This is a genomic window from Microbacterium sp. CIAB417, from assembly GCF_022788845.1.
Genome location: NZ_JAHZUT010000002.1, coordinates 687,628 through 709,573 on the forward strand (window position 1 = coordinate 687,628; position 21,946 = coordinate 709,573).

22 protein-coding genes and 1 pseudogene are annotated in these 21,946 nt (G+C 70.1%); 14 read left to right on the plus strand and 9 right to left on the minus strand.

Going from position 1 to position 21,946, the window contains the following annotated elements; genetic code table 11:
• Window positions 1-25: 25 nt before the first annotated feature.
• The 4 genes from KYX17_RS09945 to KYX17_RS09960 all read right to left on the minus strand — a co-directional run bounded on the left by KYX17_RS09945 (window position 26) and on the right by KYX17_RS09960 (window position 3,797).
• Window positions 26-1,138 (minus strand): sensor histidine kinase, encoded by a 1,113-nt coding sequence (locus KYX17_RS09945; protein WP_243226833.1) that lies wholly within the window; start codon window positions 1,136-1,138, stop codon window positions 26-28.
• Window positions 1,135-1,776: a LuxR C-terminal-related transcriptional regulator gene (locus KYX17_RS09950; protein ID WP_243226834.1), complete on the minus strand. Its 642-nt coding sequence runs from the start codon at window positions 1,774-1,776 to the stop codon at window positions 1,135-1,137. The genes KYX17_RS09945 and KYX17_RS09950 overlap by 4 nt, the downstream gene beginning before the upstream one ends.
• A gap of 87 nt (window positions 1,777-1,863) precedes the next feature.
• Window positions 1,864-2,706, minus strand: a complete 843-nt coding sequence (locus KYX17_RS09955; protein ID WP_243226835.1) for a TetR family transcriptional regulator — start codon at window positions 2,704-2,706, stop codon at window positions 1,864-1,866.
• A gap of 158 nt (window positions 2,707-2,864) precedes the next feature.
• Window positions 2,865-3,797 carry a Ppx/GppA phosphatase family protein gene (locus KYX17_RS09960; protein WP_243226836.1) on the minus strand — a complete coding sequence of 311 codons (933 nt, stop codon included), beginning with the start codon at window positions 3,795-3,797 and terminating at the stop codon, window positions 2,865-2,867.
• A gap of 82 nt (window positions 3,798-3,879) precedes the next feature.
• Between KYX17_RS09960 and coaA the strand changes: the two genes are divergently transcribed.
• The 11 genes from coaA (at window position 3,880) to KYX17_RS10015 (ending at window position 12,891) form a co-directional block, all read left to right on the plus strand.
• Window positions 3,880-4,833 (plus strand): type I pantothenate kinase, encoded by a 954-nt coding sequence (gene coaA / locus KYX17_RS09965; RefSeq protein ID WP_243226837.1) that lies wholly within the window; start codon window positions 3,880-3,882, stop codon window positions 4,831-4,833.
• A 273-nt stretch (window positions 4,834-5,106) separates the two neighbouring features.
• On the plus strand, window positions 5,107-6,957 hold the full coding sequence (glmS, locus tag KYX17_RS09970; RefSeq protein WP_243226838.1) for a glutamine--fructose-6-phosphate transaminase (isomerizing): 1,851 nt from the start codon (window positions 5,107-5,109) through the stop codon (window positions 6,955-6,957).
• 146 nt (window positions 6,958-7,103) lie between these two features.
• Window positions 7,104-7,463 carry a holo-ACP synthase gene (locus KYX17_RS09975; RefSeq protein ID WP_243226839.1) on the plus strand — a complete coding sequence of 120 codons (360 nt, stop codon included), beginning with the start codon at window positions 7,104-7,106 and terminating at the stop codon, window positions 7,461-7,463.
• On the plus strand, window positions 7,460-8,029 hold the full coding sequence (locus tag KYX17_RS09980) for a TIGR00730 family Rossman fold protein (protein ID WP_243226840.1): 570 nt from the start codon (window positions 7,460-7,462) through the stop codon (window positions 8,027-8,029). Before KYX17_RS09975 ends, KYX17_RS09980 begins: the two co-directional genes overlap by 4 nt.
• Before the next feature lie 46 nt (window positions 8,030-8,075).
• Window positions 8,076-9,200, plus strand: a complete 1,125-nt coding sequence (alr, locus tag KYX17_RS09985; RefSeq protein ID WP_243226841.1) for an alanine racemase — start codon at window positions 8,076-8,078, stop codon at window positions 9,198-9,200.
• 65 nt (window positions 9,201-9,265) lie between these two features.
• The gene (gene tsaE, locus KYX17_RS09990) at window positions 9,266-9,763 is read left to right on the plus strand and encodes a tRNA (adenosine(37)-N6)-threonylcarbamoyltransferase complex ATPase subunit type 1 TsaE (RefSeq protein ID WP_243227287.1); all 498 of its coding nucleotides are present in this window, start codon (window positions 9,266-9,268) and stop codon (window positions 9,761-9,763) included.
• Between the two features lie 32 nt (window positions 9,764-9,795).
• Window positions 9,796-10,476, plus strand: coding sequence for a tRNA (adenosine(37)-N6)-threonylcarbamoyltransferase complex dimerization subunit type 1 TsaB (gene tsaB / locus KYX17_RS09995; RefSeq protein WP_243226842.1), 681 nt, complete (start codon window positions 9,796-9,798; stop codon window positions 10,474-10,476).
• On the plus strand, window positions 10,473-10,979 hold the full coding sequence (rimI, locus tag KYX17_RS10000; protein WP_308220864.1) for a ribosomal protein S18-alanine N-acetyltransferase: 507 nt from the start codon (window positions 10,473-10,475) through the stop codon (window positions 10,977-10,979). The genes tsaB and rimI overlap by 4 nt, the downstream gene beginning before the upstream one ends.
• Window positions 10,967-12,025, plus strand: coding sequence for a tRNA (adenosine(37)-N6)-threonylcarbamoyltransferase complex transferase subunit TsaD (tsaD, locus tag KYX17_RS10005; RefSeq protein ID WP_243226843.1), 1,059 nt, complete (start codon window positions 10,967-10,969; stop codon window positions 12,023-12,025). Before rimI ends, tsaD begins: the two co-directional genes overlap by 13 nt.
• The gene (locus tag KYX17_RS10010; protein WP_243226844.1) at window positions 12,022-12,600 is read left to right on the plus strand and encodes a hypothetical protein; all 579 of its coding nucleotides are present in this window, start codon (window positions 12,022-12,024) and stop codon (window positions 12,598-12,600) included. The genes tsaD and KYX17_RS10010 overlap by 4 nt, the downstream gene beginning before the upstream one ends.
• A gap of 57 nt (window positions 12,601-12,657) precedes the next feature.
• Window positions 12,658-12,891 (plus strand): hypothetical protein, encoded by a 234-nt coding sequence (locus KYX17_RS10015; protein WP_243226845.1) that lies wholly within the window; start codon window positions 12,658-12,660, stop codon window positions 12,889-12,891.
• On the opposite strand, the gene KYX17_RS10020 is transcribed toward KYX17_RS10015, so the two are convergent.
• Window positions 12,892-14,079 (minus strand): class I SAM-dependent methyltransferase, encoded by a 1,188-nt coding sequence (locus tag KYX17_RS10020; protein WP_243226846.1) that lies wholly within the window; start codon window positions 14,077-14,079, stop codon window positions 12,892-12,894.
• A gap of 141 nt (window positions 14,080-14,220) precedes the next feature.
• Between KYX17_RS10020 and groES the strand changes: the two genes are divergently transcribed.
• The 3 genes from groES to KYX17_RS10035 all read left to right on the plus strand — a co-directional run bounded on the left by groES (window position 14,221) and on the right by KYX17_RS10035 (window position 17,035).
• Complete coding sequence (groES, locus tag KYX17_RS10025; protein ID WP_047543013.1) at window positions 14,221-14,517, plus strand: co-chaperone GroES; 297 nt, start codon at window positions 14,221-14,223, stop codon at window positions 14,515-14,517.
• A gap of 91 nt (window positions 14,518-14,608) precedes the next feature.
• On the plus strand, window positions 14,609-15,562 hold the full coding sequence (gene rarD / locus KYX17_RS10030) for an EamA family transporter RarD (RefSeq protein ID WP_243226847.1): 954 nt from the start codon (window positions 14,609-14,611) through the stop codon (window positions 15,560-15,562).
• A gap of 159 nt (window positions 15,563-15,721) precedes the next feature.
• The gene (locus KYX17_RS10035) at window positions 15,722-17,035 is read left to right on the plus strand and encodes an ABC transporter substrate-binding protein (RefSeq protein WP_243226848.1); all 1,314 of its coding nucleotides are present in this window, start codon (window positions 15,722-15,724) and stop codon (window positions 17,033-17,035) included.
• Window positions 17,036-17,792: 757 nt separating this feature from the next.
• Here the strand turns inward: KYX17_RS10035 and KYX17_RS10040 are convergent.
• From KYX17_RS10040 to KYX17_RS10055, 4 genes and pseudogenes are all read right to left on the minus strand, one after another.
• Window positions 17,793-18,542, minus strand: a pseudogene (locus KYX17_RS10040) (ABC transporter ATP-binding protein); the annotation flags it as partial.
• On the minus strand, window positions 18,539-19,549 hold the full coding sequence (locus KYX17_RS10045; RefSeq protein WP_243226849.1) for an ABC transporter ATP-binding protein: 1,011 nt from the start codon (window positions 19,547-19,549) through the stop codon (window positions 18,539-18,541). The pseudogene KYX17_RS10040 and the gene KYX17_RS10045, both read right to left, overlap by 4 nt.
• Complete coding sequence (locus KYX17_RS10050) at window positions 19,542-20,525, minus strand: branched-chain amino acid ABC transporter permease (RefSeq protein WP_243226850.1); 984 nt, start codon at window positions 20,523-20,525, stop codon at window positions 19,542-19,544. The genes KYX17_RS10045 and KYX17_RS10050 overlap by 8 nt, the downstream gene beginning before the upstream one ends.
• 3 nt (window positions 20,526-20,528) lie before the next feature.
• Window positions 20,529-21,890: a branched-chain amino acid ABC transporter permease gene (locus tag KYX17_RS10055; protein ID WP_243226851.1), complete on the minus strand. Its 1,362-nt coding sequence runs from the start codon at window positions 21,888-21,890 to the stop codon at window positions 20,529-20,531.
• Between the last annotated feature and the right edge of the window lie 56 nt (window positions 21,891-21,946).

Consider the following 21,946-nt stretch of genomic DNA (forward strand, 5'->3'; position numbering starts at 1 on the left):
GCGAGCGTCTCGCGCTCTGAGCGCCTCACTTCCGCGGCACACGCGCGACGAGCTCTGCCCCCGACTCCGTCGGGAGGAGCTCGAGGCGTCCGCCCAGCCCGCCCAATCGGTCGGTGAGGCGGCGCAGTCCGCTGAGCACGGCGCTCGGGTCCACCCCGATGCCGTCGTCACGCACGCTGAGGGTGAGCTCGTCGATCCCGACGTGCAGCACGGCGTCGATTCGCGCGGCGAGCCCGTGCCGCAGCGCGTTCGACACGCCCTCCTCCGCGACGCGTACGAGCGCGAGGCGGCGAGCCAGGTCGAGCTCGGGCTCGGCGCCGGAGGGGACCACGACGAAGGATGCGTCGATCGCGGCCGGGATGCGCGAGACCAGCGCCCTGAGTGCGGCGACGAGTCCTCGATCGATGCCCTCCGGGTAGAGGGTGGCGCTCACGGTACGCAGCTCGTTCTCGCGCAGGGCATCGAGCTCCTGTCCGATCCGATCGATTCGGGTGCGCTCGGGTCCGTCGAGTCCGCGGGCCAACGCGCGCAGGTCGGCCTGCAGCATGACGACGCGTCCCTGCAGGGTGCCGTGGAGGGTGTCCGCGATCTCCCGTCGCATGTGCAGCTCTTCGTCCTGCAGGGCGGCCAAGGCGGCCGTCGCCTGCGCGGCCTGGGCGAGTCGCGCGCGTTCGGACTCCCGGGCGCGGCGCCGCGATCCGACGCTCTGCAGGGCGAACACGAAGGTCACCGACATGAGCAGCGTCGCGATGGCCGCATCCGCGAGCGCGAGCATCACGGAAGGATAGATTCCGACGAGGATCTGCGCGGCGGCACGGCACGCCGCCGCGAGACCCGCGCAGCCGACGACCATCGCGATGCGAACGATCCCCGTGCGGCAGATGAGGCGCGCGCGGGTCGCGAGGAGCGTCGCGATCGCGACGCCGCAGAGGTTGATCGCCACCCGGATGACGAGATCGACGAACGGCGATGCGTCGGTGCCGCGCAGCGACACCGCGTTGACTCCGAGCAGGAGCACGGCCTGAGCGCTGATGGCCAGTGAGAGGGTGCCGCCCAGGCTCAGGGCGACGAAGGAGAACTGCCGCTGATCGGCGGCGCGATCCACAAGAGCGATGTCGCTCACGGGATCTGCGCTCACGCGCTCTCCTCGAGGAAGATGCGCACGGCGCTCACGCGCGGATTCCGCTCCGCATCGCCGCCGAGTCCGAGTGAGCTGTAGACGGCGTTGACGTGGTTGTCGACGGAGCGGTCGGCGAGGTTGAGCCTGCGGGCGATGGCGGTGTTCGTCAGCCCCTCCGCCAGCAGCGTCAGCACCTCGAACTGGCGGGCGCTGAGGGCGGCCAGTCGGCCTCTCGGGCGTGCCCGGCGACGCTCGACGAGTTCGCGATCGAGCACGCTGCGTCCGCTCGCGCTGGCGCGCAGGGCCGAGACCAGCGACGGTGCCGACAGCGCGGAGGTCTTGGAGAGGTAGCTCCACCGACGGCGTTGCTCCTCCGGCACATCCAGCAGGGTGTTCAGCCGGTCCACGGCCGACAGCAGCACGATCGACAGCGAGCTCTGTCGCTCCTGCAGGCGCCGACCTACCTCGATCCCGTCGCCGTCGGGGAGAGTGATGTCCAGGAGTGCGACGTCGAGATCGCGAGGGAAGCCCGTGGTCTCCGCGGCGGAGCTCACGGCGATGACGACCTCGAAATCGGGGACGGCGCGCAGCAGGCCCACGAGCATGTCGCGGTAGAGAGGTTGATCCTCGACGAGTGCGATGCGCAGTCTCGCCACAGGGATTCCTTCGCAGACAGGGTGGATTGCGCGCCCGGCGGGTGGGGGATGGGCGCCCCCGTATTCTATCGGCTCGCCCGGGCGGGCTCAGGCTGTGTGACGGGGTTCTCCAGCGGGGCGGGTCAGGCCCATGAGCAGCGACCAGAACGCCAGGGCCGGCAACTCCCAGGGGACCTCCTCGCCGTCGATGCCCTCGCGCAGTACCACGTCGTCGATGCCTTCGATGCCGACGAGGCGCTTGCTGGCCATGCCCTCGATGAGCGAGGCTCCGGCCGCGGCGATCTGCAGCCAGGTGACGCCGGGGACCGGCTCGCGCTCGACTCTGGCGAGAACGCGGTGGTAGATGTCGGCGATCTCGGTCAGGAACCGGGTCTCGCTCGCCGCCAGCGCGCGACGCACCTCCGCCTGCTGGTCGTCGGGGAGCGAGCTCACCGACACAGAGAGCGCCATGTAGTTCTTCCACTCGGTGGAGCCCATCGTGTCGAGCACGTTCTGCCCGATGGCTCGGCGCACGGACTCTTGCAGCACCCGCTCGATGCCCACGGGGTCGGGCGCGCCGTCCGCGTCGACCAGATGCTCCGAGTACTGCTCGAAGACCGCGGCCGCGATCTGGATGGTGGCGGCGGAATACCCGATCGGATGGGGGCCGTGCGGCTCGAGCAGACGCAGCATGAGGGCGGAGAGCAGTTGGTCTTTGCCCCCGAACGCCGCGAACGCGGAGCTTCGGGGCACGCCGACGCGCCGGATGAGCTCCTCCATGTTGAGCTGGTGCAGCCCCACGCTCACGGCGCCGTCCGCGAGGAGGTCGGCCGCCGCATCCAGGACGCGACGGCGCAGCTCGTCACGGGGGATGCGCTTGGCGCGGCCCGTCTGTGACGAATCGTTATGGACTCCGCGTCCAGAGTCTTGTTGTTCGTCCTGAGGTGGCATATTTTCGTTCCTACCGACGGAAGGTCCTGCTCTCGAGATGGCGGCGGCCGCCAATGGGGGGACGTCGGTACCGTGATCCGCGGGTCGGGTGCAGATCGACCCCCCGCGGATCACGGCGGTCAGTCTATGTTCGCCCCGCCCGTGGGTGCCATGGGTCGTCAGCCCCAGGCCATCGCCTCGATGTAGCGCAGCAGAACGCCCTCGCGCAGCGCCCACGGGCTCACCTCGAGCTCGTCGATGTCGAGTGCGCGCATCGCGGTGTGCAGCACGACTGCCCCCGCCACGATCTGGAAGGTGCGGTCGGGGGTGATCCCGGGCAGCTCCTGCCGGGCGTTGGCGGGAAGTCGCGCCAGACGTGGGATCCACGAGCCGAGCGCCTGTCGCGGCAGTAGCAGCCGCTCGCTGCCAGACCATCCCGGCACGGGGTAGCCGGCGAGGCGAGCGAGCGAGCGGATGGCCTTCGAGGAGCCGGCCACGTGGTCGGGCCGGGCCAACGCCGCGAACCCGGCTGCCGCGGGGGCGAGCACCTCCTCGGCGTGTGCGCGCAGGCGCTCGACCGCATCCTCCCCGGGAGGATCCTCGGGGAGATAGCCCACTGTCATCCGGCCGGCACCGAGGGGGACGGATGCGGCGAGCTGGGGCAGCTCGTCCGCGCCCGCGGCGATCTCCAGCGAGCCGCCGCCGATGTCGAAGAGCAGGATCTGGCCGGCCGACCAGCCGAGCCAGCGCCGGACCGCGAGAAAGGTGAAGCGCGCCTCGTCCTCCCCGCCGAGGACCTGGAGCGGCTGGCCCAGCGCCTCCTCGATCCGGGCGATCACGAGCTCCCCGTTGGTGGCGTCGCGTACCGCGGAGGTCGCCGTCGCGAGCAGCTCGGCGACACCCTCGCGCCTGGCCGTCTCACGTGCCTCGGCGACCGCATCCTCGAGTGCGCGGATGCCCTCTTCGTCGATGGCGCCCGTCGGCGTGAGGTAGCGCATGAGGCGCAGCACGGTGCGGTGACTCGTCGTCGCGAGCGGCCTTCCGCCGGGGTGTGCATCCGCCACGAGCAGATGCACGGTGTTGGAACCGATGTCGAGAACTCCGAGCCGCACCCGATGAGAGTAGCGGCGCACACCTTTCCGCGCGCTGCGAGGGGAGAACGCCACGCCGGTGCGGCGCCACTACGATGGGCGGGTGCCAGAGGAGACCACCCTGCCGGCGGCGTCAGCCGAGTCGCTGTACCGCGAGATCGACCGCGCCGACTGGGCCCGATTGGCCCGCGGCATGGATCAACCGCTGACCGAGGCCGAGGTCGTACAGCTGCGCGGGCTGGGCGACATGCTCGATGTCACCGAGGTGCGCGAGGTCTACGTTCCGCTGAGCCGGCTGCTGTCTCTGCGCGCATCCGCCACGAAGCGGCTCGGCGCGGAGGAGAGCACGTTCCTGGGCGAACCCGACGAGACCACGCCGTTCGTGATCGGCGTGGCCGGCTCCGTCGCGGTCGGCAAGTCGACGATCGCCCGGCTGCTGCGCGAGCTCCTGAGTCGCTGGCCGGGCACGCCCCGCGTGGAGCTTGTCACGACCGACGGCTTCCTCTACCCGAATGCGGAGCTGGAGCGGCGCGGGCTGATGGACCGCAAGGGCTTCCCCGAGTCCTACGACCGCCGCGCGCTGATCGCCTTCCTCACGGCGGTGAAGTCGGGTGCCGCCGAGGTGCACGCGCCGTATTACTCGCACATGCGGTACGACATCGTGCCCGACGCGCACACGAGCGTGCACCGGCCCGACGTGGTGATCGTCGAAGGCCTCAACGTGCTGCAGCCGCCGCCCGTCCCGCACGACGTCGCGGTGAGCGACCTGTTCGACTTCTCGATCTACGTGGATGCCGAACCCGAGCACATCCAGGGTTGGTACACCGACCGGTTCCTGGCGCTGCGCGATGCCGCGTTCAGCAATCCGAACTCGTTCTTCCGGGTGCTCGCGGACATCTCGGACGAGGAAGCGCGCGAGCGGGCCGCGTACTACTGGAACAGCATCAACCTGCCGAACCTCATCGAGAACGTGCTGCCCACGCGTCACCGCGCCTCGCTCGTGCTGCGCAAGGGCGCCTCCCACGCCGTCGAGACGGTGCTCCTGCGCAAGCTCTGACGTCCCCGCCCCGGGCAACCCTCCGCTGCCCGAGTTGCGTCGCAGTTGCGCAGATGCCACACCTTTCCGCATCCGCCACAGTCATTCACTGGTGCGGATGCGGGAAACTGTCGCCCCTACGAGAAGAACGCGCCCGGCGCCACCGACACGGCACCACCGACCCGGCACGCGTCCGGCACCACCGGCCCGGCGCGCGCGGCCCCGACTGGCCCGACGGATTGCACGGCGCGACGCCGGGCGGGTTCACGGCTGCGCCCAACTACGATGGATCGCATGTGTGGAATCGTCGGATATGTCGGCCCTCGGCCGAGCCAGGACATCCTGATCTCGGGTCTGGCCCGTCTCGAGTACCGCGGATATGACTCGGCCGGCATCGCTGTGATCGACGCCGACGGCGGCCTCGGGATGCGCAAGCGCGCGGGCAAGCTCAGCGTGCTGCGCGACGACCTCGCGCGCGTCCCTCTCGCGGACGGCACGACCGGAATCGGCCACACGCGGTGGGCGACCCACGGCGGTCCGACGGATGCGAACGCGCACCCGCATCTGGCCGACGATGACAAGCTCGCCGTCATCCACAACGGCATCATCGAGAACTTCGCAGCCCTCAAGGCCGAGCTGGTCAGCGAGGGCTACACGTTCCGCAGCGAGACCGACACCGAGGTGGCCGCTGTTCTGATCGGCCGCGAGTACGCCGCGTCCGGCGACCTGATCGCCGCCTTCCGCGCGACCGTGGGCCGCTTCGAGGGCGCCTACACGCTGCTGGCCATGCACAAGGACCACCCGGGGCTCGTGGTCGCCGCACGCCGCAACTCGCCGCTGGTGATCGGCCTCGGCGAGGGCGAGAACTTCCTCGGGTCCGACGTGGCGGCGTTCGTCGAGCACACCCGCAACGCGCTCGCGATCGGCCAGGACGAGATCGTCGCCATCACCCCCGACGGCGTGGAGGTCACGGACTTCGACGGCAACGTCGTGGAGCCCGAGCCGTTCGAAGTGACCTGGGATGCTGCCGCCGCCGAGAAGGGCGGATGGTCCTCGTTCATGGCGAAGGAGGTCTCGGAGGAGCCCGAGGCTGTCGCCAACACGATCCGCGGCCGCATCCGTGACGGTGCCGTCGTGGTCCCGGAGCTCGACGGACTCGACGAGCTCTTCGCCGACATCGATCGTGTCGTCATCATCGCGGCGGGCACCGCGGCCTACGCCGGGCAGACCGGCAAGTACGCGCTGGAGCTGTGGACCCGCATCCCGGTCGACGTCGAGCTCGCGCACGAGTTCCGCTACCGCGACCCGGTGATCGGTCCGCGCACGCTCGTCGTCTCGATCAGCCAGTCCGGCGAGACCATGGACACCCTCATGGCCGTCAAGTACGCGCGTGAGCGCGGCGCGCGCACGCTTTCCATCTGCAACACGCAGGGCGCCACCATCCCGCGCGAGTCGGATGCGATCGTCTACACGCACGCCGGACCCGAGGTCGCCGTGGCCTCGACCAAGGCCTTCGTCGCGCAGATCACCGCGATCTACCTGCTCGCGCTGCACATCGCGCGTGTGCGCGGGTCACTGACGGCAGCCGAGATCGCCGACCACGTGCGCGAGCTCGAGTCGGTGCCCGGCAAGATCAGCACCATCCTCGAGACGCAGCAGGAGCGCATCACGCAGCTCGCGCACTGGATGGCCGACACCCGGTCGGTGCTGTTCCTCGGCCGACACGTCGGCTACCCGATCGCACTGGAGGGGGCTCTCAAACTCAAGGAGATCTCCTACATCCACGCCGAGGGCTTCGCCGCCGGCGAGCTCAAGCACGGACCCATCGCGCTGATCGAGCCCGGTCAGCCGGTGTTCGTGATCGTGCCGTCGCCGCGCGAGTCCTCGGTGCTGCACGACAAGGTGGTCTCCAACATCCAGGAGATCCGGGCGCGCGGTGCCCGGGTCATCGTGATCGCGGAGGAGGGCGACGCGAGCGTCCTGCCGTTCTCCGACGAGGTGCTGCACATCCCGCTCGCGGGCCCTCTGTTCGAGGCGCTGCTCGCGGTCGTCCCGCTGCACATCTTCGCGATGGGCCTCGCCACGGCCAAGGGCCTGGATGTGGACCAGCCGCGCAACCTGGCCAAGTCGGTCACGGTCGAGTAAGGGCCACACTTCTGCGCATACGCGCCTGTGATGAACAGGCGCGTATGCGCATTCCTGTGGCAGGTGCGCATACGCGACGCAACTCGGGCACCCCGGGGCGCGGATAGGGTGGCGGATGCGGCGAGCCGCCGCATCCGGGAGGGCACATGATCGTCGGAATCGGCGTCGACCTGGTCGACGTGCCGCGGTTCGCGCGCACGCTCGCGCGCACTCCGGGCCTGCTGACCCGCCTCTTCTCACCCGCCGAGCGCGTGCTGAAGCCGCGCTCGCTCGCCGCGCGCTACGCGGCCAAGGAGGCGCTGATCAAGGCGCTCGGCGGTTCGCACGGCGTGCACTGGGTCGAGATCGAGGTGGCGTCGGAGCCGTCGGGACGACCGATCTTCTCTCTCACCGGCTCCACGGCCGAGGTCGTCGCGGCACGCGGCATCGTGGCCCTGCACCTGTCGATGAGCCACGATGCAGACCTTGCGACGGCGTACGTCGTCGCCGAGGCGGCACCCGCATGATCGCGCGCGTCGCCGTCTACACGGGCTCCGCCCTCGGCACCTCGCCGGCCTACGCGCAGGCCGCGGCCGCGGTGGGCCAGGCGCTCGCCGTATCCGGCATCGGGCTCGTGTACGGCGGTGGGCGTGCCGGACTCATGGGTGTCGTGGCGGATGCCGCCCTCGCCGCCGGCGGCGAGGTGCACGGCGTGATCCCGCAGGCCCTGGTGGATGCGGAGCTCGCCCACCCCGGCCTCACCCGGCTCGAGATCGTGGCCGACATGCACGAGCGCAAGATGCGGATGGCGGAGCTCGCCGATGCGTTCGTGGCACTGCCCGGCGGGGCCGGAACGCTCGAGGAGCTCTTCGAGGCGTGGACCTGGCTGCAGCTGGGTCTGCACCGCAAGCCCGTCTCGCTCTACGACGTCGACGGCTTCTGGGCACCTTTGGGAACGATGCTGGACGGCATGGTCGAGGCCGGGTTCCTGACCGGGGCCTTCCGCGACACCCTCGGCGTCGCCGCCGACCCGGCGGCGCTGCTCGCGGGATTCGCGGCATGGGAGCCGCCCGCGCCCAAGTGGCGGCGCTGAGCGCCCTGCGTCAGCGGGTACCGTGGATGCGGCGACGGGAGGTCCCATGAGTACGCTGCCGGCCGGGGTCATGCGCGAAGCGATCATCGACGTCGAGGCGATCGCCGACAACGTGCGTCAGCTGCGCCGATTGACGGGCGTCGAGGTCATCGCCGTCGTCAAGGCCGACGGCTACGGGCACGGAGCCGCCCGGTCCGCCGCGGCGGCGCTCGCCGGCGGTGCGACGCGCATCGGTGTCGCCGACATCGCCGAGGCGCTGGCCCTGCGGCGCGCCGGGATCGACGCGCCCATCCTGGCGTGGTTGCACGCTCCCGGCGCCTCCTTCGGCGAGGCGGTCGAGCGCGGCATCGAGTTGGGCGTGTCCAACCTGGATCAGCTGAACGCGGCAGCCGCCGCCGGAAGCGGCGACAGTCCCGCCGTGCTGCACCTCAAGCTCGAGACCGGACTGGGGCGCAACGGCGCCTCGCCCGCCGACTACGCCGCACTGTTCGCGGAGGCGGCCCGGTGGGAGCGGCTAGGACGGGTGCGTGTGATCGGCATCTTCAGCCACCTCTCCAACGCCTCCGCCCAGGACGACCTGGCGGCGCTCGCGCGCTTCGAGGATGCGGTCGCCGCCGCATCCGCCGCCGGCCTGACGCCGCGCCTGCGCCACATCGCCGCCACCCACGCCGCGATCGCCCTGCCGCAGACCCGGCTGAACTGCGTGCGGATCGGGATCGGCATCTACGGCCTGTCGCCCTTCGACGACCGTTCGTCCGCGGATCTGGGCCTGCGCCCGGCGATGACGCTGCGCGCCGCCGTCGCGGCCGTCAGGCGCGTCGGGGCGGGACAGGGCGTCTCGTACGGCTACGACTACCGCACGAACGTCGACACGACGTTGGCGCTCGTGCCGCTGGGGTACGCCGATGGGGTGCCGCGGCACGCCTCCGGCGCGGGACCGGTGCGCATCGCTGGCGGGCGTCACTCGGTGGCCGGGCGCATCGCGATGGATCAGTTCGTCGTCGATGTCGGCGATGCCGAGGTGCACGTGGGAGACGAGGTCGTCCTCTTCGGCGATCCGACCCTCGGCGTGCCGTCGGCGACCGACTGGGCGGATGCTGCCGGCACCATCAACTACGAGATCGTCACGCGGATCGGCGCGCGCGTTCCTCGGCGCGACATCGAGCGATGAGCGGGCATGAATCCGGCGCCGCCGATGTTGCGCACGACATGACGAACGGGGTCGGTGAGCTGGCGATGAACGAGTTGCTCGGCGAGCGGGAGATCGTCTCGCCGCAGGAGATGGAGCAGCTGGGTCGGCAGATCGGAGAGCGCCTGCATGCGGGCGACATCGTGGTGCTGACGGGGGCGCTCGGGGCGGGCAAGACCACGTTGACGCGCGGGATCGCCGCCGGTCTCGGCGTGCGCGGGCCGATCCAGAGCCCCACGTTCGTGATCGCCCGCACGCATCCCTCGCTCACCGGCGGAGCGCCGCTGGTCCACGTCGACGCCTACCGGTTGGGTTCGGCGGCGGAGCTCGATGACCTCGACATCGACCTGCCGGGCTCGGTGGTCGTCGTGGAATGGGGCCACGGACTCATCGAGGCGATCGCGGACTCCTGGTGGGAGGTCGAGCTCGATCGCGAGTGGGACGGTCGCGGGGTCGACAGCGCCTGCGGGACGTATCAGCGCCACAACGACGACCTCGATGCCGAGACGCCGCGTCTGGTGACGATCACGCACCACGCCGTCTGAGCGCCGCGGCGGCGCCGCATTACCCTGGAGGGGTGTTCCTCGGCATCGACACCTCGCTCGGAACGGCGCTCGCCGTCATCGACCCCGACGGCGTCGTGCGCGCCGAGGTCTCCAGCGACAACCCTCTCGGGCACGCGGAGGTCATCGGCGATCTGCTTCTCACCGTGACGGAGGCCGCGCGCACCACGGCCGCGCACGGCTCGGGACTGGGGGCCGACGACGACGCCCGCATCACGCACGTCGTCGCGGGCATGGGCCCCGGTCCCTTCACCGGGCTGCGCATCGGGATCGCCGCCGCGCGTGCGTTCGCGCTCGCCCGCGGTGTGCCCGTCGTGCCCGTCGCCAGCCACGATGCGGTCGCGCTGGGCGTGCTGCTCGCGTCGGCGATGGAGGATGCGGACGCCGGCACGTTCGCCGTCGTCACCGACGCGCGGCGTCGGGAGTTCGCCTACACCGTGTACCGCGGACTCGACGATGACGGCCTGCCCGAGCGGATCACCGGCCCCGCCCTGAGCCCGCGCGACGAGCTGGACGACCGCCTCGCGGCGCTCGGCGCTGCGCGCATGGACGCGAGTGCGATCCCCGCGACGGTCCTCGCGCTGTGCGGTGCCCGTGCCGTCGCCGCCGGCCGCACGATCGCCGCGGACGAACCGCTGTATCTGCGATCCCCCGATGTCACGAGTCCGCACGCGCCCAAGCGGGTGGGGTCGTGATCCGTACGGCGACGCCCGCCGATCTCGACGCCATCATGCGTCTGGAGCGGGCGAGCTTTCCCACGGATGCGTGGAGCGACGCCATGATGCGTGAAGAGCTCGCCTCGCCGCACGGGCACTACATCGCTCTCGAGCAGGGCGGTCGGCTGATCGGCTACGCAGGCTTGCGGGCGCCCGCGGGAGCGCGCGACGGCGACATCCAGACGATCGCTCTGGACGAGACGGCGCGCGGACGAGGCTTCGGGCGGGCGCTGTTGCGGACGCTCCTCTCGAAAGCCCACGAACGTCGCGTGCGCGACGTGTTCCTCGAGGTGCGCGACGACAACCCCGTCGCCCGCGGCTTGTACGCCTCCGAGGGTTTCGTCGAGGCCGGCCGGCGTCCGCGCTACTACCAGCCCGACGACGTCGACGCGATCGTCATGCGCGTGGACGTGCCGGCGTGGGCGGCGGCCCGCGGCGAGGATGCGGTGGCATCCGGTGTGAACGGAGGATGGTGCTCGTGAGCGGACCTCTCGTGCTCGGCATCGAGACAAGTTGCGACGAGACCGGCATCGGCATCGTCCGTGGCCGCGAGCTGCTGACGAACACGATCGCCAGTTCCATGGACGAGCACGCCCGCTACGGCGGCGTCGTGCCCGAGGTCGCCGCGCGCGCGCACCTCGAGGCGCTGCAGCCCGCGATCCACGCGGCGCTCGCCGAGGCCGGGGTCGGCCTGCACGACCTGGACGCTGTCGCGGTCACGTCGGGCCCGGGGCTCGCCGGTGCGCTCATGGTGGGAGTGGGCGCCGCGAAGGCGCTCGCCGTGGGGCTCGGCAAGCCGCTCTACGCCGTCAACCACCTCGTCGGTCATATCGCGGCCGACATCCTCGATGCGGATGCGGCCCCCCTCGAGTACCCGACGGTCGCCCTGCTCGTCAGCGGCGGCCACACATCGCTGCTGCTCGTGCGCGATCTCACGAGCGATGTGGAGTTGCTGGGTGAGACGGTCGACGACGCCGCGGGGGAGGCGTTCGACAAGGTCGCCCGCATCCTGGGTCTGCCCTACCCGGGAGGCCCGCAGATCGACCGCGCCGCCGCCGAGGGCGATCCCACCGCCATCCGGTTCCCCCGTGGGCTCTCCCGCGCCTCCGACATGGCGGAGCACCGCTACGACTTCTCGTTCTCGGGCCTGAAGACGGCCGTGGCCCGCTACCTCGAGCAGACGCCGGACGCCTCCGTGCCCGACGTCGCCGCATCCTTCCGCGAGGCGGTCGTGGACGTGCTGGTGACGAAGGCGCTGGATGCCTGCGCGCGCTACGGCGTGCCGCGCCTGCTGCTGGGCGGCGGCGTGATCGCCAACCGCAGGCTGCGCGACGTGGCTCTCGAGCGCGGTACCGCGGCCGGTGTCGCGGTCCGCATCCCGCCGCTGAGCCTGTGCACCGACAACGGGGCGATGATCGCGGCGCTGGCCGCCGAGCTCATCTCTGCAGGGCGTGCTCCGTCGACGCTCCGCTTCGGCGCCGACTCCACGCTGCCGGTCACCGAGATCCAGGTGGCGGAGCAGCGGTGAACCGCCAACAGGGACACGACGCGCCGGAAGACCCGGCGTCGCTGGCATCGGGGTACGGACCGGACGACGCGGCCGCGCAGCCCCTGCTGGCGGCGGCCGCGGCTCTGGATCCCTCGCCGCCCGAGCAGCCCGTCGGCGCACTGCCGGTCGTCGCCCGCGTCGAGTCGCCCTCCGACGATGTCATCGTCCCGACGCAGGCCGCCGAGCTCCCGGGCACGCACCGCGGCGGCTTCACCCGCCCGCCGACCGCGCCCGTGGACGTGCGGGAGCAGGTGGCCGAGCATGAGGAGCTCCCCGCGACGACCGCGACCCTGCCGACGACGGATGCGGGCGCGCCCGCCAACTTCGCGACGCTCTCCCTCGGCTTCGCCGTGGTGGCCCTCATCGTCGCCATCGTGGTCGGCTGGGGCTTCCCGATCGGCGTGGGCGCCGTCGTGCTCGGGCTCATGTCCTTGCGCGGGCGGGTGGAGAGCCGCCCGATCGCGGCGTGGGGTGTCGCGCTCGGTGCGCTCTCGTTGATCTACAGCGCGGGATGGCTCATGTACGCGGGCATCCAGTCGGGGTGGATCGGCTGACGTTTCTTCCCTCGGAGCGTGCTGTGCGCGTCGGCTGCGCTTGATAGGTTCGCAAGCATGGGGATCGAGTGGGGACGAATCAGCCCTGTCATCGTGGTCACTGCCGGGATTCTGGCCTGCATGCTGGTGCCGAGCGTGGTGTTCATCGCCGTGTCGGCGTTTCTCGACGACAACGCGCTGCTGGGGGCGGCGGCGGTCGTTGCGGCAGGCGGGATGGTGATCGGAGCCGCCGCGGCATTCGTGTACGCGGGGGCGATGTTCCGACGACGCAGGGCCGTCGGCGAGGGCTGATCAGACGCGATCCGCCAGGATCGCCGTCCGTTTGTCGCCGATCCGCGTCAGCAGCAGCGTCGCCGAGGCCTCTCCCTTGAGCTTGAGCCGGGTGCGCAGCTGCGCCGGGTCCACGTCGACGCCGCGTTTCTTGATCTCGAGCGTGCCGATACCGCGCTCGCGAAGGGCACGGGAGAGCTTCTTCTCGTCGGCCGGGAACTGCTCCCGCACGCGGAAGCTCTGCACGAACGGGCTCGTCACCGCCTCGTCCGAGGTGAGGTAGGCGATGCGTTCGTCGAGGGTGCCCGCATCCAACGATCGGGCCACGTCGCCTATCAGGCGGGCGCGGATCACGGCGCCGTCCGGTTCGTGGAGGAACGCGCCGAGCGGGAGAGGGGCGACGTCTTCGGCGTCCTGAGCGGATGTGAGCTCGTGCACCTGGTCGCCGCGGACGACGAGCGCTGCACGCCGCACCCCGTCGCGAGCCAGCTCCCGGGAGAAGAGGACGAGCTCGATGGTCGAACCGTCCACACTGATCCACTGCGCTTCGACCCCGTCGGGGATGCTGTCGCGATCGAAGCCGGGACCGAGCTTGATGCCGGTCGGCAGGCGTTCGGCGAGCTCGAACGCCCAGCCGAGCGCCGGGCTGTACTCGTCGGCGCGCAGGCGGTCGCTGTGGGAGCCGCCCACCGGGCGACGCGCCGGGTCGAGCCACACCGCATCCCTGTCACGGAGATCCACCTCCTCCGCGCGGGCGTGCGAGACCGTGACGGTGTCGCCGAACGGCGCCAGATTGTAGGCGGCGACGGCCGCGGTCGCCTCATCGGCGTCCACGGCGGCGACCTCGAGCCCGAGGGCTGCGAACCCCAGGGCATCGCCGCCGATGCCGCATCCGAGATCGGCGATGCGACGGCGTCCCGCGTCGCGGAACCGGCCGGCATGGCGGGCGGCCACACTCAGGCGGGTGGCCTGCTCGAGCCCCGCCGCGGTGAAGAGCATCCGGCCGGCGAACGGTCCGAACTTCGCCGCCGCGCGGGCGCGCAGTCGCGCCTGACCGACGACGGCCGAGACGAGGTCGGGCCCGTGTCCCGCAGCGCGCAGCCTGCTCACGGCCGCAGCGGCCGCGGCCGTCGACTCGATCGGCCCCGTCTCATCCAGCAGGCGCAGTCCTTCGGGGGTGAGAAGGGCGCGCAGCTCGCTCATCTCCATCGCTTCAGCCTAGGCGCGAGCTTGTGTTGGCACTCGCGTTGCACGAGTGCCAGGACGCCTCTAGACTTGCCATTAGCACTCTCGGTGTGAGGGTGCTAACTGAGTCTTCCGTTTCACGAAGCGAGAAAGAAGAGGTAGACCGTGTCGGTTTCCATCAAGCCGCTCGAGGACCGCATCGTCATCCAGCAGGTCGAGGCCGAGCAGACCACCGCTAGTGGCCTGGTCATCCCCGACACCGCCAAGGAGAAGCCCCAGGAGGGCGAGGTCGTGGCCGTGGGCCCCGGCCGCATCGACGACAACGGCAACCGTGTTCCGCTCGACGTCGCCGTCGGCGACCGCGTGATCTACAGCAAGTACGGCGGCACCGAGGTCAAGTTCGGCGCCGACGAGTACCTCGTGCTCTCCGCGCGCGACGTGCTCGCGGTGGTCGTTCGCTGACATCGACTGCTCGAAGCCCCCGTCCACTCGGCCGGGGGCTTCGTTCGTTGCGGGCGCGCTCCGGCAGCGACCGCGGTCCTAGGCTGGATCGGTGAACCCACGCACTTCCCCCGAGCAGGGCCTCGCCGGCGGCCTGTACGCCTTCTCCGCATATCTCTTGTGGGGCGTGCTGCCGCTGTACTTCCTGCTGCTGGCGCCGGTGGGCGCGTTCGAGATCGTCGCGTGGCGCATCCTGCTGTCGCTGGTCTTCTGCGCACTCCTGATCGCGGTGACGCGCTCGTGGCGGCGCCTCGCCGCCATCCTTCGCCAGGGTCGACTCGTTGCTCTCACCGTGATCGCCGGCATCCTGATCTACGTCAACTGGCAGACCTATCTCATCGGCACCCTGAGCGGTCACGTCATCGAGACGAGCCTCGGCTACTTCATCAATCCGATCGTCACGGTCCTGCTGGGCGTGCTGGTGCTGCGAGAGCGACTGCGCCCTACCCAGTGGGTGGCGATCGGGCTCGCCACCGCCGCGGTCGTGGTGATCGTGGTCGGCTACGGCGCCATGCCCTGGATCGCCCTCATCCTCGCGTTCTCGTTCGGCTTCTACGGACTCGTGAAGAAGAAGATCGGTCCGTCCGTGGACGCGGTCAGCGGGCTCACGCTGGAATCGCTCTGGCTCACCCCTCTCGCCCTCGTGCAGCTCGTCGTGGTGGGTCTGACGACGGGGCTGGGCTTCGCCTCCGCCGGGGTCGGCACCACGGTGGCCCTCGCCCTGGCGGGCGTCGTGACGGCCGTCCCGCTGCTGCTGTTCGCTGCGGGTGCGCGCCGAGCGCCACTGACGCTGCTCGGCATCATCCAGTTCGTCGCTCCGGTTCTGCAGTTCCTCATCGGATGGTGGGTGCTGGGCGAGCCGATGACGGCCGGACGGTGGGCGGGGTTCGCGCTCGTGTGGGCCGCGCTCATCCTGTTGAGCGCGGATTCGATCATCGCCTCGCGCCGCGCGCGCAAGGGCGCAGGATTGCAGAACGCTCCGTCCGACGTGGCCGAATTGACGTAATGCGTCGAATAGCGGCGCGATTCATAACGATTTCGTCGCGAAAGGGTGCGGAGACTGTGCGCGACGCGCGCCTACAACACACTCGTAACAATGCGCGGCTAGCTTCTGGCGCAACGCGGCGTCCAGGTCGCGCATTGAAGAGTGAAAGGACGGAACCAGATGGTTCACTCCAAGAAGGCGTGGTTTGCCGCGACCGCCCTCGCGGGCGTCTCGGCGCTTGCGCTCGTCGGGTGTGCCGGCGGGGGCGAAGCAGCGCCCTCCGGCAGCTCAGACGCAGGTGGCGACTACACGGCGCAGAACTGCGCCGACGGCACCACGAGCGCTGACATCCTGAAGGTCGGCACCCTGCTGCCGACCACCGGAACCCTGGCGTTCCTCGGCCCGCCCGAGATCGCCGGTGTCGGCCTGGCTGTCGACGACATCGTCGCCGCGGGCGACGACGCATGTACGTTCTGGACCGACTCCGGTGACAGCAACGACATGACGGTCTCGTCCGCCTCGGCCGACGAGCTCATCAACGCGAAGGTCTCGATCGTGATCGGCGCCGCATCCTCCTCGGTGTCGCTGAACGTCGTCGACAAGCTCACCAAGAGCGCGAGCCCGATCGTGCAGATCTCGCCCGCGAACACGGCGGCGTCGCTCTCGGGCTACTCGCCCTTCTACTTCCGCACCGCTCCGCCGGACACGGTGCAGGGCTCCGCGCTGGGCCAGCTCATCACGAGCGACGGCAACGCGAACATCGCGTTCCTCGTCTTCAACGACGCGTACGGCACGGGCCTGCGCGACGTGATCGAGGAGACCGTCACCGGTGCGGGCGGATCGGTCACCTACGGCGCCAAGGGCGCGGGCCAGGAGTTCCCTCCCGGTCAGACCACCTTCTCGTCCGAGGTGACGGCGGCTCTGGCCACCAACCCGGACGCGATCGTGATCATCGCCTTCGACGAGACCAAGGCGATCATCCCCGAGCTCGTGTCGCAGGGCTGGGACATGTCCCGCACCTACTACACGGACGGCAACACGTCGGACTTCTCGAAGGACTTCGAGCCCGGAACGCTCGAGGGCGCTCAGGGCACGATCCCCGGTGCGAACCCCGCCGAGGACTTCAAGGAGCGTGCATCCGCGTGGCACGAGTCGGTCGAGGGTTCGGCCCTGGACGACTACTCCTACTCGGCTGAGTCGTACGACGCCGTCATCCTCTCGGCCCTCGCGGCCCTGAAGGGCGGCGCGACCGACCCCGCCACCATCCAGGCGAACCTGGCCGCTGTGTCGGGTGCGACGGGTGGCGAGGAGTGCTCCACGTACGCGGACTGCAAGGAGCTCATCGCCGGCGGCAAGGACATCCACTACACGGGTGTCGCCGGCACGGGGCCGTTCAACGACAAGAACGACCCCTCGAGCGCCTTCATCGGCATCTACAAGTTCGACGGTGACAACAAGCCCGTCTGGCAGAGCGCTGTCGAGGGCAAGTCTTGATCTGACTGCTCACGCGCACGAACGCCCCCGGGTTCGCCCGGGGGCGTTCGTGCGTTCCGGGTCGGTGCGCGTGAGAGTGCCCCCGTCCCGTACACCTCCCGTCCCGTCCTTGCCCCGCCCCGCCCCCCGAGCGGCATGGCGCCTGTGTTCGAGGGACGCGCGTTGTCGCGTCTGGGCTGTGGGGCCGCGCGTTGGGTCCCTTGAACCGATGGGTTCGGTGTTGGGGGGACGCGTGTTGTTGCTCCGGCGGCGTTGGGTCGCGTGTGGGGGCTCTCGAGCGTGTGGGGTGCGTGTTGGGGGGACGCGTGTTGTTGCTCCGGGGGCGTTGGGGTCGCGTTTCGGGTCTTTTGAACACGTGGGATGCGGGCCTGTACCGGGGGCCAGCCCCCCCCATGCTCGCCTGTCACAGATCGACGCCGTCGGCTCGATCTGTGACAGGCGAGCACAGGGGCGACGCGGCGCCGCGGGGGAGCGAAGGGGACGCGCGGCGCGTCCAAAGGGGGAAGGGGGCGGATGCGGGTGCATCCGCCCCCTACGGAGCGCTCAGGCGGCGTGTGGCGCCGCGCGGATCTCAGGCCTTGCCGGCGTCGGGCTCGACGCCCGGGTCCGACATGGGCTCCGCTCCCGGCGGGAGGTCCTCCGCCGCGCTGGCGCCCGCCGTCACCGACGTCGGCACCTGCTCGTCGGGGGTCACCGTGCCCGCGGGAGTCGGCTCCGCCGTCGCGGAGGCGACCGGAGCGGCAGCGGATGCGGGGGCGGACTTGTCCGCGTCCACGTCTGCCGCGAGCGTGCCGAGGTAGAGCTGGATGACCTTCGGGTCGTTGGCGAGCTCACGCCCCGTTCCCGTGTAGGCGTCCCGTCCCTGGTCGAGCACGTACGCGCGATCGCAGATCTGCAGGCAGCGGCGCGCGTTCTGCTCGACCATGATCACGCTCACGCCCGCCTTGTTGATGCGACGGGTGCGGATGAAGGTCTCATCCTGACGGACCGGTGACAGGCCCGCTGAAGGCTCGTCGAGCAGCAGCACGGACGGGTCCATCATGAGAGCGCGCGCCATCGCGACGGACTGACGCTCACCGCCCGAGAGGGAACCGGCGCGCTGATCGCGACGGTCGGCGAGCACCGGGAAGATCTCGAAGATCTTGTCGAGCTGCTCGCGGAACTTGCGCGGCTTCTGGTAGATGCCCATCTGCAGGTTCTCCTCGATCGTCAGCGAGGGGAACACGTTGTTCGTCTGCGGCACGAAGCCCACGCCGGTGGAGACGAGCTTGTTCGGCTTCCAGCCGGTGATGTCGGTGCCCTTGAGCGTGACGGAGCCGCCGCGGATCGACACCTGGCCGAACACCGCCTTCAGGAACGTCGACTTGCCGGCGCCGTTCGGGCCGATGATGCCGATGAGCTCGCCCGGGTGGGCGACGATGTTCACGCCGTTGAGGATGTTGACCCCCGGCAGGTAGCCGGCGTGCAGGTCCTTCGCGACGAGGACCGGTTCGGTCGCGTTCGTCATGAACGGTGCTCCTTTCCGAGCGCCTCGTCGATCTGCCGCTCGGCGGCCGCGTCGGCGGCCTCCGCCTCGGCCTCGAGCTGTTGGATGACCGAGGTGTCGAGCAGCGAGTCGTCACCGAGGTCGGTGTCGTGGTGCGCACCGAGGTACGCGTCCACGACCGCCTGCTGGTTCATGACCTCGCCGGCGGGGCCTTCGGCGACGATCGCGCCCTGCGCCATCACGACCACCCAGTCGGAGATGTGGCGCACCATGTGCATGTCGTGCTCGACGAACAGGACCGTGGTGCCGTCGTCGCGCAGGGCCTGGATGTGTCCGAGCAGCGACTGCGTGAGCGCCGGGTTCACACCCGCCATGGGCTCGTCGAGCATGATCATCTTCGGGTCGCTCATGAGCGCACGCGCCATCTCGAGCAGCTTCTTCTGCCCGCCCGAGAGGGAGCCCGCGAGGTCTTCGCGCTTCTCGTACAGCTTGAAGCGCTGCAGGAGATCCATCGCCTTCTCGGTGATCTCCTTCTCCCGCTTGCGCCAGAGCGCGGGGATCAGAGCCACGGCCATGTTCTCGCCGGGCTGGTCTCGCGCGCCGAGCAGCATGTTGTCGAGCACCGTCATGCGCGAGAGCGCCTTCGTGAGCTGGAAGGTGCGCACCATGCCGCTGCGGGCGACCTTGGATGCGGCCGTGCTGCCGAGCGTGCGCCCGTCGAACGACCATCTAGCCGCCTTGTCGGCGGGCGGGCCGCCGAAGGCTCGCTTCGCGCTCGTCGGCTTGTCGAAGCCGGTGATGAGGTTGAAGAAGGTCGTCTTGCCGGCGCCGTTGGGGCCGATGAGGGCCGTGATGGCGCCGCGCTGGACCTCGAGGTGGTCGACGTCGACGGCGGTCATGCCGCCGAAGCGGCGGATGATGTTGTCGACGACGAGGATGGGGTCGGGCTTCGGCGCGCCGGGCGTCTGAGCGACGTGCGACAGGCTCTCCTGTGCGGCCGCCTGGGCCGCCGTGATCGGCTCAGACATTGAAGCTCAGCTCCTTCTTGCTGCCGAGGATGCCCTGTGGTCGGAAGATGACCAGGAGCATCAGCGCGATGCCGATCACGATCCACGAGAACTGATCGGTCTGCTGGGTGGACATGATCGAGTCGGGCACGACGATGTCGGTGATGCCCTGGATGAAGATGCGCACCGCGAAGAACAGGATCGAGCCCAGCACGGGTCCGAAGATGGTCGCGGCGCCGCCCAGCAGGAGCGCGGTCCAGATGAAGAACGTCGTCGAGCGTCCCAGCGCGTCCGGCTGGACGGAGGACGGGAGGACGTAGATGATGCCCGCGAACGCGCCGAGCACACCGCCGAGCACCAGGGCCTGCATCTTGTAGGAGTAGGCGCTCTTGCCGAGGCTGCGCACCGCATCCTCGTCCTCGCGGATGCCCTTGAGCACACGACCCCACGGGCTGCGCATGAGCAGCCACACCAGCACGAGGAAGACCGCCACGAGCGCCCAGGCCACGATGCGGATCCACCATCCGCTCACGCCGTTGTTCTCATACGTGAACCAGAGGATGGTGGTGGAGCCGTCCGGCAGGAACGACAGCTCGTTGAACGGATCACGGTAGGTCGCGCCGGGAAGACCGTTCGAGCCGCCGGTGATGGGGCCCATGATCGAGGAGCGTCCGACCATGCGCACGATCTCGGCGGCCGAGATCGTGACGATCGCGAGGTAGTCTCCGCGCAGCTTCAGGGTCGGGATACCGAGGATGAGGCTGAAGATGATGACCGCGATGATCGCGATCAGCAGCGACGGCCAGAATCCCAGGCCCGCGCCGATCGACACGGCGAAGCCGTAGGCGCCGAGCAGCATGAAGCCCGCCTGGCCCATGTTGAGCAGGCCCGTGTAGCCGAAGTGGATGTTGAGGCCGATCGCGGCGATGGCGAAGGCGGCCGTAGCCGGCGAGATGGCGCTTGCCGCCATCTGGGTGAGCAGGTTCAGGAATTCCATGTGTCAGCCCACCCGTTCCTTGCGCCCGAACAGACCCTGCGGTCGCACCAGCAGCAGCAGGATCAGCAGCAGCAGGGCGGTCGCGTACTTGAAGTCGCCCGGCAGCCAGATGTTCGTCAGCTCGACCGTCATACCGATGATGAGGGCGCCGAAGAGGGCGCCGAAGGCGGTTCCGAGGCCGCCGAGGGTCACCGCGGAGAAGAGCAGGAGCAGCAGCTGCATGCCCGTCATCCAGTTGATGCCGTTGAGCACGAGACCGAGCAGGATGCCCGCGAGGCCCGCGAGCGCGGCGGATGCGGTCCAGATCAGGCGGATCACGCCGTCGACGTTGATGCCGGATGCGGCGGCGAGCGCCGGGTTGTCGCTCACGGCGCGGGTCGCGCGTCCGACGCGGGTCTTGACCAGGAAGAGACCGACCGCGACGAGGACGACGACCGCGATGCCCATGGCGATCAGCGAGTCCTGACTGAGCGAGACCGGGCCGATCTGCACGGGCTTCGGGTTGGCCATGACGATGCGCACGGTCGATGCGCCGATGAAGAACTGGAACACGTACTGCAGTGCCAGCGACATTCCGATCGTGACGATCATGAGCTGCGTCAGCGACAGTCGCTTCTTGCGCAGCGGTTTCCAGATCGCGAGGTCCTGCGTGTAGCCGAACGCCGCGCACAGGATGATGACGATGAGGCCGGCGAGCCAGATGTTCAGTCCCAGCAGGTTCGCGAAGACGAAGGCGAGGAGGCCGCCGAGGGTCACGAGCTCGCCGTGGGCGAAGTTCGAGATGCCGGTCGTGCCGTAGATCAGGGAGAGTCCGACGGCGGCGAGTGCCAGGAGCAGTCCGAGCCGCAGGCCGGATGCCGCCTGCTGGGCGAGGCGGTCCCAGTTGAATCCGGAGCCGGCCGTCGTGGTGCCGCCGCTCGTGGTGCCGCCGTCGCCGCTGCCGCCGGCCGATTCGAGCGAGAACAGCGCGGCGGTGTTCGCGCCGAGCGTCACGGTCCGCACCTGCGGCTCGTCGCTTCTCAGGGTGACGCCGTCGGGCAGCGTGTCGGGGTCGACCGTCACCGAGTACTCACCGGGCTGCTCGACGCTCAGCGACCAGCGGCCGTCGTCGTCGGTCTCGGTGGAGACGGTGCCGCCCGGGCCGGTGGCCGAGACCACGACTCCCGCTCCGGCGTCGCGCAGCGTGCCGGAAAGGCAGCCGACGGTGGCGCTGGGTGCGCAGACCTCGGTCTGCTTGGCGCTCTCATCGGTGGTCTCGGCGTGAGCCGCAGTGGGGATAAAGGTCAGTAGCGCGACGATGAGCGCGGCGAAGAGGAGAAGAATCCCGGGTAGGGATCGTCTCTCGGTCGCAGTGGTGGAAACCACGGAACCTCCAGTCGGGGACACGCACCCAGGATGCGGTCGGCATCGGCAATGACGAC